Origin of the sequence: Streptomyces sp. NPDC049954, from assembly GCF_040656295.1 — a bacterium.
GTDB lineage: Bacteria > Actinomycetota > Actinomycetes > Streptomycetales > Streptomycetaceae > Streptomyces.
This window is the reverse complement of the sequence record NZ_JBFALS010000012.1, coordinates 96,158-109,039: the sequence shown is the minus strand read 5'-3', so window position 1 is coordinate 109,039 and position 12,882 is coordinate 96,158. Positions and strand designations below refer to the sequence as shown.

12 protein-coding genes are annotated in these 12,882 nt (G+C 73.5%); 3 read left to right on the top strand and 9 right to left on the bottom strand.

The window, feature by feature from the left end:
• Window positions 1-9: 9 nt before the first annotated feature.
• The 7 genes from AB0J21_RS25780 to AB0J21_RS25750 all read right to left on the bottom strand — a co-directional run bounded on the left by AB0J21_RS25780 (window position 10) and on the right by AB0J21_RS25750 (window position 6,246).
• A complete protein-coding gene (locus AB0J21_RS25780) occupies window positions 10-747 on the bottom strand; it encodes a response regulator transcription factor (RefSeq protein WP_363148483.1) in 738 nt (245 codons plus the stop codon).
• Window positions 748-921: 174 nt separating this feature from the next.
• Window positions 922-1,605 (bottom strand): spermidine synthase, encoded by a 684-nt coding sequence (locus AB0J21_RS25775; protein ID WP_363148482.1) that lies wholly within the window; start codon window positions 1,603-1,605, stop codon window positions 922-924.
• A 131-nt stretch (window positions 1,606-1,736) separates the two neighbouring features.
• Window positions 1,737-2,405 carry a hypothetical protein gene (locus AB0J21_RS25770; protein ID WP_363148481.1) on the bottom strand — a complete coding sequence of 223 codons (669 nt, stop codon included), beginning with the start codon at window positions 2,403-2,405 and terminating at the stop codon, window positions 1,737-1,739.
• A complete protein-coding gene (locus tag AB0J21_RS25765) occupies window positions 2,402-3,745 on the bottom strand; it encodes a hypothetical protein (RefSeq protein WP_363148480.1) in 1,344 nt (447 codons plus the stop codon). The genes AB0J21_RS25770 and AB0J21_RS25765 overlap by 4 nt, the downstream gene beginning before the upstream one ends.
• Window positions 3,742-4,521: an ABC transporter ATP-binding protein gene (locus tag AB0J21_RS25760; protein WP_363148479.1), complete on the bottom strand. Its 780-nt coding sequence runs from the start codon at window positions 4,519-4,521 to the stop codon at window positions 3,742-3,744. The genes AB0J21_RS25765 and AB0J21_RS25760 overlap by 4 nt, the downstream gene beginning before the upstream one ends.
• Window positions 4,522-4,672: 151 nt before the next feature.
• Window positions 4,673-5,671, bottom strand: a complete 999-nt coding sequence (locus AB0J21_RS25755) for a zf-HC2 domain-containing protein (RefSeq protein ID WP_363148478.1) — start codon at window positions 5,669-5,671, stop codon at window positions 4,673-4,675.
• On the bottom strand, window positions 5,668-6,246 hold the full coding sequence (locus tag AB0J21_RS25750; protein ID WP_363148477.1) for an RNA polymerase sigma factor: 579 nt from the start codon (window positions 6,244-6,246) through the stop codon (window positions 5,668-5,670). Before AB0J21_RS25750 ends, AB0J21_RS25755 begins: the two co-directional genes overlap by 4 nt.
• A 486-nt stretch (window positions 6,247-6,732) precedes the next feature.
• On the opposite strand from AB0J21_RS25750, the gene AB0J21_RS25745 reads away from it, so the two are divergent.
• Complete coding sequence (locus AB0J21_RS25745) at window positions 6,733-7,509, top strand: class II aldolase/adducin family protein (protein ID WP_363148547.1); 777 nt, start codon at window positions 6,733-6,735, stop codon at window positions 7,507-7,509.
• A 247-nt stretch (window positions 7,510-7,756) separates the two neighbouring features.
• Here the strand turns inward: AB0J21_RS25745 and AB0J21_RS25740 are convergent, their stop codons facing one another.
• Complete coding sequence (locus AB0J21_RS25740; protein WP_363148476.1) at window positions 7,757-8,572, bottom strand: nucleotidyltransferase domain-containing protein; 816 nt, start codon at window positions 8,570-8,572, stop codon at window positions 7,757-7,759.
• A 153-nt stretch (window positions 8,573-8,725) separates the two neighbouring features.
• On the opposite strand from AB0J21_RS25740, the gene lon reads away from it, so the two are divergent.
• Entirely contained in the window at window positions 8,726-11,146 is a 2,421-nt protein-coding gene (lon, locus tag AB0J21_RS25735) for an endopeptidase La (RefSeq protein ID WP_363148475.1), read from the top strand.
• Window positions 11,147-11,288: 142 nt separating this feature from the next.
• Here lon and AB0J21_RS25730 read toward each other — a convergent pair whose 3' ends face one another.
• Entirely contained in the window at window positions 11,289-12,122 is an 834-nt protein-coding gene (locus tag AB0J21_RS25730) for a lysozyme (RefSeq protein WP_363148474.1), read from the bottom strand.
• Window positions 12,123-12,344: 222 nt separating this feature from the next.
• Between AB0J21_RS25730 and AB0J21_RS25725 the strand changes: the two genes are divergently transcribed.
• Complete coding sequence (locus AB0J21_RS25725) at window positions 12,345-12,776, top strand: MarR family transcriptional regulator (RefSeq protein WP_363148473.1); 432 nt, start codon at window positions 12,345-12,347, stop codon at window positions 12,774-12,776.
• Window positions 12,777-12,882 lie beyond the last annotated feature (106 nt).

Sequence of the window (12,882 nt, the reverse complement as noted above, 5' to 3'; positions counted from 1 at the left end):
GCGGCCCGGTCACGGCGTGGGTGTCTCCAGCGCGTACCCGACACCGTGCACGGTACGGATGCGCTCGGCGCCGATCTTGCGGCGCAGCGCCTTGATGTGACTGTCGACGGTACGGGTGCCGGAGGCGTCTGCCCAGTCCCAGACCTCCGCGAGCAGCTGTTCACGGGAGAGCACCGCGCGCGGGGTGCTCGCGAGGCACACCAGCAGGTCGAACTCGGTCGGCGTCAGGTGCACGTCCTCGCCGCGCACCCGTACCCGGCGCTGGGCGTGGTCGATCTCCAGTTCGCCCAGCCGCAGGATGCCCGTGCGCGGGGTCGAGGCGGCCAGCGCCGCCCGCTCCATGCGGCGCAGCAGGACGTGGACGCGCGCGGCCAGCTCCCGCATGGAGAACGGCTTGGTCATGTAGTCGTCGGCGCCCACGCCGAGGCCCACGAGCATGTCGGTCTCGTCGTCGCGTGCCGTCAGCATGAGCACCGGGACGGGACGGCGGGCCTGCACGCGGCGGCACACCTCCAGCCCGTCGAAGCCGGGCAGCATGACGTCGAGGACCAGCAGGTCCGGCTGCCACGCCTCGGCCGTGTCGACCGCCGAGGGCCCGTCGAGCGCCGTCTGCACGAGGAAGCCCTCCGCCCGCAGCCGGGCACAGACGGCGTCGACGATCGTCGGATCGTCCTCCACCACCAGCACCCGTCGTTGGGCCCCGGCCGTCGGCGTGCCGCCGCTGTGGGAGGTCTGTGTCTGCTCCATCGCCCCGCCCTGAAGGTACGTGTGTCGTCAACGGCCGCGGCTGCCTCGGAGCCCGTACGCCCGTGTGCTCGGCCATGAGGGCGCGTGCCGCACAGCGCGCGCCGCCTCGGGGACGGGGACGTCCGTGGAAGATCCGCGGTCCGTCAGAGGGTACGGCCAGCGGGCGGGGCTCGGCTACGCAGCCCGTACGCCGATGTGCACGACGTCGGGGACACCGCGGACAACCGGGATCTCTTCCGTACGGACCTGCTGGAATCCGGAATTCCGTAGTGCGTCCTCAAATGCCCGGGAAGGCTGCGCCGACCACACCGCGAGCACCCCGCCGGGCCGCAACCGCTCGCGGCAGGAGTCCAGCCCGGCCGGCGAGTAGAGCCCGTCGTTGGCGGTGTCCACCGTCCAGTCCGGCCCGTTGTCGATGTCGAGGCACAGCGCGTCGTACGAGTCCCGCGAGTGCCGCAGGTACGCGAGCAGATCCGTGTGCAGCAGCTCGGTACGCGGATCGGCGAGGGCCTCGGCGGACAGCCCGGACAGCGGCCCCGCGCGGTGCCAGTCGATGATCGCGGCCTCCCGCTCCACGACGGCGATCCGGCCCCAACGCGGTTCGCCCGCCGCGTGCGTGAGCGAGAAGCCGACCCCGAGACCGCCGATCAGCACGGCGGGGTCGGGCCGCTCGCCGAGCGCCTTCAGGGCCACGTCGACCAGAAGTCGTTCGGAGCGGCCGTCGGACGTGTCCATGAGGAAGGTGCCGTTGGCGATGATCTGGAGCAGCGCCCCGTGCCGGCGCAGCACGACCTCTCCGTAGGGGCCTTCCCGCCGGTCGAGTACGAGCGGGGCCTCGTCGTCGTACGGCCTGAGCATGTGGGCGGACCTTCCTGGGTGCGAGGGGCAGGTGGCCCGCCCATCCTCGCGGGACGGGCGGGGCCGGGACAAACGGGTTCCGCGTGCCCTGCCGGACGCCGTGGCTCCGCGCGTCAGGCGGGTTCGGTGCGTCAGGCGGGTTCGGGGCGGGCGCCGAGCAGGGCGTGCAGGGCGGTGCCGCCGACGAGCAGGACGATGCCCGTCACCCAGGGCAGGAGTTGGTCCCCCGGGCAGGTGGACCAGGCCCACACCTGTGCCGCCCGCCCGTCCGGGACACCGGGGTGGCCGAGGTGGACGGCCGGCAGGTACACGGCGGCGGGCAGCCAGCCGGCCCGCGCCCCGAGCAGCGTCGCGGTGCCGGCCATGAGCCCGGTGGCGCCCACCGTGGCGCGGACCAGGGCGGGGAGGTCGCGCCCCTCGGCGGGGCCCGCCAGCGCGGCGAGGACCAGCAGGGCGGTGCCCACCACGAGCAGCCCGAGGAGGGGAACCAGCCGCAGCAGGAGCGGGGAGCGGACCGCCGTCCCCTCCAGCTCCGGCGCGTGCCGGTGCTGGCTCACCGTGGTGACGACGCCCACGAGCAGCGGACCGAACGCCAGGAGGGGCGCCGTACGGAACGGGTCACTGAACCCGGCCTGGTCCCCCGGCCGCAGCGCGTGGGCGAGCCACAGACACAGGAACGCGACGGCGCAGAGCGCGAGGACGGCGGGCGCGAGGGAGTGGACACGGGCGTGGAGCCGGGACCCGGGGAGGCGCGAGGCAGGGGGAACGGCTCTCCTGGGCGCGGGGACGGTGGCGTTCACAGGTCCGGGACCTCCTTCGGGTCGCAGCTGTCACGGGTGGCGAAGTACCGGGTGAGCCAGGCGCGGCGCTCCTCGGTACCCATGGAGCGCAGACGCTCCCGGGCCGCGCGGTCGGCGGCGTAGGAGGCGAGCTCCTTCTCGTCGCCTTCGGCCCGTGCCTGCTCCTCGAACAGCTCGCGGGCGGTGTTGCGTTGCGGGGCGAGCCAGTCGAGCACGGCCTCGCTGACCCGCTCGGCCCGCACGTCGGCCACGCGTGCGTCGCACGGGTCGGACCCGATGAGGGAGTAGGCGGCGTCGTGGCGCCAGCGCACGGGGTCGACCAGCTTGTTGCGGACGATCTCCTGCCCGTACATGAGTTGCGGGAGGCTGACCGTCTCGCCGCCCCGGCGCCCGCCCCTCTCCGACCAGCGCGCGGGCAGGTTGCCGACGCCCTCCAGCTTCGCGGCCAAGGGGCGCAGGGCCGAGGCCACTTCGGGGAGCAGGCCGGGGTGGCCCGCCTCGACGCAGACCGCGGGACGGATGCGCGTGTCGCACACGACGCGTGTCGTGAGCGGATCGGGACGCGTCGGGGAGCCGGTCCCCAGCAGGGTCGCCGCGGCGACCAGAGCGAGGGCGGCCGGCGGGAGGACGGACAGGTACCGGCGCCGCGCGGTGTGCACGAGGACGGCCGTCGCGGCCAGGGCGAGCAGCCAGAGAGCCATGACGAAGGTCTGCCACGGGGCCCGGTCGCCCTCGTCCCAGAGTCCCCAGGACGGCAGGAGCGGGGACTTCCACGGGGAGAGACCGAGCAGGGCGTAGAGCAGGACGCCGAGCACCGGTGCGGCGAGCCGCCAGGGAATCAGCCGCCCCGCGAGCTGCCCGGACACGGTGGCCGCCACGAGGTACGCCGCGTCGCCCAGCAGGACGGAGACGGAAGGGCGGCCCGCCGAGGTGTACGGCCAGGAGGCGAGCAGGACGGCGGCCGTGGCCACCGCGTACCCGGCGACCGCCCAGGCCGCGAGGGGCAACGCGGTCATCAGGAAGCGCCACAGCGGGGAACGGGCCGCGCTTCTGAGCAGTTCGGTGGTCCCGCGACGGCGGTCGAACCCGCCGGACCAGCAGCCCGCGCCGAGCGCCACCGGGCCCCCGAGAAGGACGGTCGCGCCGTGCAGCTTGAACTGCGTCTCGCTCCACAGCCCTTGCCAGGAATCGGCGTTGGAGGCCAGGAAGGTCAGCAGGGTCGCGGCGAGGAGCGCTCCCGCCCAGCGTCCGAGGCCGTGCCGCAGTTGTGCGCGCAGGGCACCTGCCCGAGGGGCGGCAGGGGCGGCGGCCTCCGGGCGGGCCGGGGTGAGGGTGCTCATCGGACGGCCCCGGCCCACGTGCCCGAGCGGTGAGCCGCGAGAGCCGCTGTGTAGCCCCGCTCCAGGGCGCTCGCGTCCTGGCCGGCCGCTGACGTGCTCGCACCCAGCCGTACGAGGTCCTGCGGGGTGCCCCGGTAGGCGAGCCGGCCCTCCTCCAGCAAGGTCACCTCGGTACAGGCGCCCGCCACGTCCTCCACGAGGTGGGTGGAGACGACGATCGTCGCGGTGGCGCCCAGCTCGCGCAGCAGGGCCCGGAACTCGACCCGCTGTTCCGGGTCGAGACCCGCCGTGGGCTCGTCGAGCAGCAGCAACTCCGGCTCGTTCACGAGAGCCTGCGCGATGCCCGCCCGGCGCAGCATCCCGCCGGACAGGTGCCGGAGTTTGTCGTCCGCGCGGGCAGCGAGGCCGACCCTGGACAGGGCTCGCTCGACCGCTTCGGGGACACCGGCGGCGGGCACCTCCTTGAGCCAGGCCAGGTAGGCGACGAACTCCCGGACGGTGAAGCCCGGGTAGTAGCCGAAGTCCTGCGGCAGATAGCCCAGACGGCGCCTCACCTCGACACGTCCGTGCCGGTCGGCGAGGTCGTGGCCGAGCAGTTCCACGGTGCCGGCCGCCGGCTCGGAGACGGTGGCCAGGACCCTGAGCAAGGAGGTCTTGCCGGCGCCGTTCGGCCCGAGCAGCCCGTGCACCCCGGGGCCGAGCTCCAGGTCCAGGGCGTCGAGTGCGGTACGCCCGCGGTGCCGGACGGTCAGTCCGGACAGGGACAGAGTGCTCACGCGTACTCCCGTACGTCAGTCGGATGTGTCGTCAGTCGGATGTGTCGTCAGCCGCAGACGCCGGTCGGGCACGTCAGCCGGGTGCGTCCGTCCGGTGCGTCAGGCGGAGGGATGGAGCGGGGTGAGGCGGGGGTGGGTGAAGGCGGGGGGATCAGATGTGGTCGTAGGCGGTGCGGCGCAGGGTGAGGAGCGCGGCGCACAGCACGGCCCCCAGGGCCCAGCCCGTCTGTGCCGCCGGTCCGTCCAGCAGCAGGGAGAGCCGCTCCGCCAGCTGTATGGCGGTGGAGGGGCCGGGCCTCCCGGTCGGCAGGGCGACCGCGACCGCCCAGCCCGCAGCGCAACCGGCGGCCGCCGCCCGGCAGCCCACGTAGGAACCGGCCGCGAGGGTCGTCAGCGTCAGGGCGAGCGAGGGCAGCAGCCAGGCCCCCGGCCCGGGCGCCCCCGGCACGCCGGGGAGGAGGGCGCCCACCGCGGTCAGCAGCGGGAGGCAGACCGCGCTCAGCGCCGCCGTGCGCAGCAGCAGGAGTCGCAGGCCACCACGCGGCGCGGCCAGGGCCAGTTCGTGCAGCGGGTCGGCGTACGGGCCGTAGGCGAGGGCCACGCCCGCGAGCGGCAGGACCGGGGCCACCGCGAGGAGCAGCGGCCGGGCCCCACCGGAACCGGCGCCCAGGCCCAGGACCAGGGTCCCCGCCACCACGAGGAGCACGGCCGCCCACCAGCCGGGGCTCAGCGCCGTACACAGGGCGCGCAGCGTGGCCGGCCACCGCGCGCCGCCGGCCCCGGGGCGCACGGCCTCGGCGAACCGGCCGCGGGCTGTCGCCCCGAACCGCTCCCCGGCGGTCCGGGGACGAGGGAGGGGCGCGCGCGCCCCGGGAGTTCGCACTCCCGGGGCCTGCGCCGCGGTGGCCCGCGCCCTGGTGGCAGGGGCCTCAGTGGTGGCCCCAGTGCCCGTGACGGAGAGCAGCACGCTCTCCCGCACGGAGTCGAGGACCTGCCCGGCCGCTGTTTCCCGCACCGCGCGGGAGACGGCGGCGGCGCAGCGCCCGCAGGACTCGACGTGGCTCTCCAGAGTGGCGCACCGCGCTTCGGGCAGCGCCCCCCGCGCGTAGTGGGCGGCGGTCTGTGGGTCCGTGTGCCGGGAGAAGTTCATGCCGTGCCTCCTGCGACGCCCTGCCGCGTGGACGGTTCGAGTGCCGCGCGCAGCTCGCGGCGGGCGCGCGCCGCCCGGGTCTTGACGGTGCCTTCAGGAATGCCGAGCAGCCGCGCCGCCTCTCGGGTGGTCAGGCCGTCGACCACGGTCGCCCGCAGGACGGCGGCCAGTTCGGGCGAGAGCCGTTTCAGGGCCCCGCCCACGTCCCCGTACTCCAGGCCGGCCAGGACGTGCTGCTCGGCCGAGGGGACCTCGGGGACGGGCAGGTCGAGTGGGCGCTCCGCTCGCTCCTGGACGCGCAGCGCGTCCACGAGGCGGCGCGCGGCGATCGTCCACAACCAGCCGCCGGCCTCGCGGCCGCGGAAGCCTCCTGCGGAACGCCACACCGTCACAAAGGTGTCCTGCACGACCTCGCGGACCAGCTCCGGGTCCCCGCAGCGCCGGTTCAACCGGGCGTGCAGCCACCCGGAGTGGCGGTCGTAGAACGTGCCCAGGGCCTCGTGCTGCCCTGCGGAGACGGCCCGCAGCAACGCGCCGTCGTCACGTTCGCCCCTCAAGGGCCGGAAAAGTCTCACGTACTCCTTATCGCTCGCGGCACCGCTTCCGGTTCACGCCCGGCACCGCTTCCGGTACATGCGCGGCACCGCTTCCGGTACATGCGCGGCACCGCTTCCGGTACATGCGCGGCACCGCTTCCGGTACATGCGCGAAACCGTTTCCGGTTCACGTTCGCGCCGGAAGCAGCCGGAAGCAGCCGGAAGCAGCCGGAAGCAGCCGGAAGCAGCCGGAAGCAAGCCAGAGCAGGTCGGAGCAAGCCGGAAGCAGGCCGCACGTCGGTCGCAAGGCGACGGGGATCGGCTGAGACGGCCGGGGACCTCGCGGAAGCGGCGACGAGGCGCGAGGGGCCGGACCGGGGCGGGGCGCCTCGGAGCGGCCGGTGCTCCGCGTGCGGATTCGGCGCGTGCCCTTGTCCCCGGTCGCCCGCAGCCCCCAGCCTGGAGGGGCGCACCACATCTCCACTCTCCGCACCGAGGAGTACGCCCGTGACCTCCGCCCCCACGCTGACTTCCGCCTCCGCATCCGCCTCGGCCCCCGAGGCCGACGAGCAGGCGCTGCGCCGCGAACTGGCGGCCGTCTACCGGCTCGTCGCGCACTTCCGGATGACCGACCTCATCTACACGCACATCTCGCTGCGCCTCCCCGGGCCCGATCACCACTTCCTCATCAACCCGTACGGGCTGATGTTCGAGGAGATCACCGCCTCCAGCCTCGTCAAGATCGACCTGGACGGCAACGCGGTCGAGCCGAGCCCGTACCCCGTCAACCCCGCCGGATTCGTCATCCACAGCGCCGTTCACCGGGCCCGTGAGGACGCGCGGTGCGTGCTGCACACCCACACCAAAGCGGGCTGCGCCGTCGCCGCGCAGAAGGGGGGACTGCTTCCGCTCAACCAGATGTCCATGGAGTTCTACGGCCGCCTCGCCTACCACGACTACGAGGGCCAGGCCCTCAACCTCGCGGAGCAGCAGCGACTCGTCACCGACCTCGGCGACCACCATGCGCTCGTGCTCCGCAACCACGGCCTGCTGACCATCGGTGACACGGCCGCGCGTGCCTTCCTGCGCATGTACTACCTCGACAAGGCCTGCGAGATCCAGGTCACCGCCCAGGCCGGAGGTACCGCCCTCGTCCTGCCGCCCGAGGAGGTGTGCGCGTACACCTCCCGCCAGATGAACGGCGAGGCCGACTCCGACCTCGCCGACGACCAGGCCAACGACCTGGCCTGGGCCGCGTTGCTGCGGCTCCTCGACCGCGTGGCACCGGACTACAAGGACTGAGCCGCGGCGACAGCGGACCGCGCGAGGGCCCGAGACGCGCGGAGCCACCGCGGCGAGAGCTGAGGGGAACACCGCGAGGTACGAGGGCTGAGGTAACTACGGCGAGGCGCGAGGCCGGACACCGAGGGGAACGAGCGGAGGGAGGAGACGCGGGGGAGGGGACGGCGCGCCGCCGCGCGGCCCCGCCCGCGGGAAGGCGCGCTGTCGGTGGGCGGGGGCTCGCGGCCGGAGGCGGCCCACGCGCCGCTCAGCTCGGGTAGGGCCGCGGCGCCTTCACCCCGTGCACGCGCGCGTACTCCCCGGCGAGCCAAGGCCCGAGGTCGTCGAGGAGCAGCGGCAGCGTGTCCGGGTTGGGACGCCGGGCGGACCGGGAGGCCGCGCGCATCTGTCCGCCCCGCTCCGGGTAGTACGTCCCGAACACCTCCGCCATCTCCTGGAGGTCGCTCGTCCAGCCGCCCCACTCCGGCATGACCAGCGTGAAACCGGTGCGCACGAGCTTGCGGCCGGCCACCCTGGCCAGGGCGCGCAGGTCCCGTTCGTCCCCGGCGGCGCGCGAGGCGGCGGCCCGCGCCAGCCAGCGGGACAGGGCCGCGTCGAGATCGCCGTTCAGCTCGCGGGCCAGGAGCGTGCCCGGCCGGTACGCCGGCAACCGCCCGGCGAGGTCCTCGCCGAGCAGCGGGGTGCACAGGACCGCCACGAAGAAGCCCATGTCCCAGCGCTCCAGCTCGCTCAGCAGGGTGGCCTCGTCCCACAGCAGCGCGCCGACCCCGTCCACCTCGGGGAACTCCGCGTCGAGCCCGGACTCCAGCGCGTGCACCGCGTGGCGGTCCTCCTCGGTGGGCCGGGAACGCAGCGCGATCAGCAGGTCGAGATCCGAACGCCCCGGCCGGGCCGTGCCGCGCGGCACGCTCCCGTACAGGTAGGCGCCGTGCAGCCGGTCACCGAAGGCCCCCGCGATCCGCTGCCGCGCCGCCGCCACCACCGGGGCGAACTCCGGCCGTACGCGGTCCGGGGACCCCTCGCGCAGAAACGTGCCGTCAGGAGCGATACCAGTGGGTTCCATGCGACAACTGTGAGGGATGCGCCGGGGCCGTGAACGGGCGGCCCCGGCCTCCTTTTCCCCATGATCGCTCAGAGCGAACACGCGTACGGGAACATCCGGCACTCCCCATGCATTGAGTCGATACAGCTCAACTTGAATGCCGAAGGGGAGATCATGGCTTTGACGTCCGCACCGCTCACCCTGCCCGTGCTGCCGCTGGATGACGAGGTCGTCCTGCCCGGCATGGTCGTGCCGCTCGACCTCTCGGACAGCGAGGTGCGCGCCGCGGTCGAGGCCGCGCAGGCCGCCGCGCGGTCCGGTGGCGCGGCGGGCAAGCCCGAGGTGCTGCTCGTGCCGCGCGTCGACGGCAACTACGCGGGCACCGGCGTGCTCGGCACCGTCGAACAGGTCGGCCGGCTCGCCGACGGCGATCCCGGCGCACTCATCAAGGGGCGCGGCCGGGTCCGCATCGGCGCCGGCACCACCGGGCCCGGCGCGGCCCTGTGGGTCGAGGGAACCAAGGTCGAGGAGGCCGTCCCCGAACCACTGCCCGGCGCGGTGAGCGAACTCGTCACCGAGTACAAGGCGCTCGCCACCGAATGGCTCAAGAAGCGCGGTGCCTGGCAGGTCGTGGACCGCGTCCAGCAGATCGAGGGCGTCGGCGCGCTCGCCGACAACTCGGGGTACTCCCCGTTCCTCACGACCGCTCAGAAGATCGAACTCCTGGAGACCGCCGACCCGGTCTCCCGGCTCAAGCTCGCCACCCTCCAGTTGCGCGAGCACCTCGCCGAGCAGGACGTGGCCGAGGCCATCGCGAAGGACGTCCAGGAAGGCGTCGACAAGCAGCAGCGCGAGTTTCTGCTGCGCCGTCAGCTGGAGGCGGTCCGCAAGGAACTGCGCGAGCTGAGCGGACAGGACGGCGAGGACGAGTCGGACGACTACCGGGCCCGGGTCGAGGCCGCCGACCTGCCCGAGAAGGTCCGCGAGGCGGCCCTCAAGGAGGTCGAGAAGCTGGAGCGCTCCAGCGATCAGAGCCCCGAGGGTTCCTGGATCAGGACCTGGCTCGACACCGTCCTCGGCATGCCGTGGAACGAGCGCAGCGAGGACGCCTACGACATCGCGGGCGCCCGCGAGGTGCTGGACGCCGAGCACGCGGGCCTCGCCGACGTGAAGGACCGCATCACCGAGTACCTCGCGGTACGCAAGCGGCGTGCCGACCGGGGCCTCGGCGTGGTCGGCGGCCGGCGCGGGGGCGCGGTGCTCGCGCTCGTCGGCCCGCCCGGCGTCGGCAAGACCAGCCTCGGCGAGTCCGTGGCCCACGCCATGGGCCGCGAGTTCGTCCGCGTCGCCCTGGGCGGGGTGCGGGACGAGGCCGAGATCCGGGGCCACCGCCGCACCTACGTCGGGGCCATGCCGGGCCGCATCGTGCGGGCCGTCAAGGAGGCCGGATCGATGAACCCGGTCGTCCTGCTGGACGAGATCGACAAGGTCGGCTCCGACTTCCGGGGCGATCCGGCCGCCGCGCTGCTCGAAGTCCTCGACCCCGCCCAGAACCACACCTTCCGCGACCACTACCTGGAGGTGGAGCTCGACCTCAGCGACGTCGTCTTCCTCGCCACGGCCAACGTCCTCGAAGCGATCCCGGAGGCACTGCTCGACCGGATGGAACTCGTCCGGCTCGACGGCTACACCGAGGACGAGAAGGTCGTCATCGCCCGGGACCACCTGCTCCCGCGTCAGCTGGAGCGCGCGGGCCTGGAGCCCGGCGAGCTGACCGTGGACGAGTCGGCGCTGCGCAAGCTGGCCGGGGAGTACACCCGCGAGGCCGGGGTCCGCAATCTGGAGCGCTCGGTGGCCCGGCTGCTGCGCAAGGTGGCCGCCCAGCACGAACTGGGCGAGCGGGAACTCCCCTTCACCGTCACCGGCACCGAGCTGCGCGAGCTGATCGGGCGGCCGCACTTCGTCCCCGAGTCGGCACAGGACCCGGCCGAACGGCGTACCTCCGTACCCGGGGTGGCGACCGGCCTCGCGGTCACCGGGGCGGGCGGCGACGTCCTGTTCGTCGAGGCATCCCTCGCCGACGCGGAGACCGGTGGCTCGGGGCTGACCCTGACCGGACAGCTCGGGGACGTCATGAAGGAGTCCGCGCAGATCGCGCTGTCCTTCCTCCGTTCGCACGGCGCCGAACTGGAGCTGCCGGTCGGTGACCTGAAGGACCGGGGCGTGCACATCCACTTCCCGGCCGGGGCGGTACCGAAGGACGGGCCGAGCGCCGGCATCACGATGACCACCGCGCTCGCCTCACTGCTCAGCGGACGGCTCGTGCGCACGGACGTCGCGATGACCGGGGAGGTCTCCCTCACCGGCCGGGTCCTGCCCATCGGCGGCCTCAAGCAGAAGCTGCTGGCCGCCCAGCGCGCGGGGATCACCACCGTCGTCATCCCCAAGCGCAACGAGCCCGATCTGGACGAGGTGCCCGCCGAGGTCCTGGAGAAGCTGGAGGTCCACCCCGTCACGGACGTCCGCCAGGTCCTGGAGATCGCTCTCACCCCGGCCGGCACCACGGCACAGGTGCCGGTTCCCGCGGCGGCCTGAGGACGGGGGCGGTCGTGGCTCCGGGCCCACGCGCGGAGCCACGACCGCCGACCCGGAACCGACGGCCCGGCGTCCCGCGCGATGCGGGGCGCCGGGCCTGAGGGCCGTGAGGGCCGTGCGGGAGGCGGGTCGTGGTGGGGCGTCAGCCGTTGGCGAGGGCCTGGACGCGGTCCAGGGCCCCGTTGAACTTGTTGTGGTCCCCCACGACCGGGCCGGTCGAGGTGTACTGCCAGATCGTGTAGAAGCCCCAGCCGGCCGGAAGCGCGCCGGCCGCGGAGGCGTACCGGGCCACCCACAGCGGGTTGGTGGAACCGAAGGCGGAGGAGTTGCCGGTGCAGCTCTGCCACCAGCTGGTCGCCGTGTAGATGACGGCGTCCCGGCCGGTCCTGGCCCGGTAGGTGTTCACGAAGTCGCGGATCCAGCTGACCATCGCGGAGGCGGACTTCCCGTAGCACTGGGCGCCGTACGGGTTCCACTCGATGTCGAGGACGCCCGGCAGGGTCTTGCCGTCCTTGGACCAGCCGCCCCCGTGGTCCGCGAAGTAGTTGGCCTGGGCGGCGCCGCTCGACGTGTCCGGAGTGGCGAAGTGGTACGCCCCCCGGATCATGCCGACGTTGTACGAACCGTTGTACTGCTGGGCGAAGGAGGGGTTGGTGTAGGACGTTCCTTCGGTTGCTTTTGCGTACGCCCACTTGACGCCGCTGTTCCACAGCGAGGTCCAGTTGACGCTTCCCTGGTGGCTGGAGACGTCCACGCCCTCGGTCTGGGCGGCGCGGTTGTCGCGAGGCAGGGAGTCGACCCCGTCGTGGGAGGCGACCCCCATACCGAGGTAGGCGTTGCCACGTTCGGGCACGGAGCCCTCGTCGGCGGCCTGAGCGGCAACCGGCAGGGCGAGGAGAAGGGACAGGGCTGCGAGCAGGCTTCCGGCCGCTCTGAGTCGCGAGCGACGGGCCGATCCGGTTCTGTGCACGTGCATAGCGTGCCTCCGTGAGGTCCTGAGTGGGGGGAACCTGATGGCGCGACACGGCCGGGTTGGGCGCCGTGTCCATGTCAGCGGCGCACGCTACGCGAGTAGAAGCGCAGGTGGGTAGGGCAGCTTCTCGCCACCACTGGTCCAGTCCTGCGAAATACTGTCCAAGCTGCGGTTCCACCGAATGGGGAACGGCGTTTTTCAGCCTGCCCGGACCGGAAGGCCCTGATGAGCGATCTCGAATTCCTCTCGCTCGAACGCGAGCTGACCCTGTTCCTGCGTCGTGCGCGGGCCACGTCCGGGGAGATGGCCAGAGAGGTGCACCCGGATCTGGAACCGGCGGCCTACGGGCTGCTCGTCCGGCTCGACGAGTCCGGCCCCCAGCGGGCCACCGAACTCGCGGGCTACATCGGTGTCGGCAAAGCGACGATGAGCCGGCAACTGCACGCGCTGGAGGTCCTGGGCCTGGTCACCCGGGAACCCGACCCCGCCGACGGCCGCGCCTGGCTCCTGCGGCTGACGGAGGAGGGGCGGGGCCGTTTCCGGGCGGTCCGGGAGGCACGGCGGGCCCGCTACGTCCGCCAGCTCGCGGACTGGGACCGAGGGGAGGTCGCCGAGCTCGCCCGGCTTCTGCGGAGGCTCAACGCGGAGACCGGCTGACGGGCTCGCCCGGCTTCTGTGGAGGCTCAACGCGGAGACCGGCTGACGGGCTCGCCCGGCTTCTGTGGAGGCTCAACGCGAAGACCGGCCAGCGGGATCGGTCACC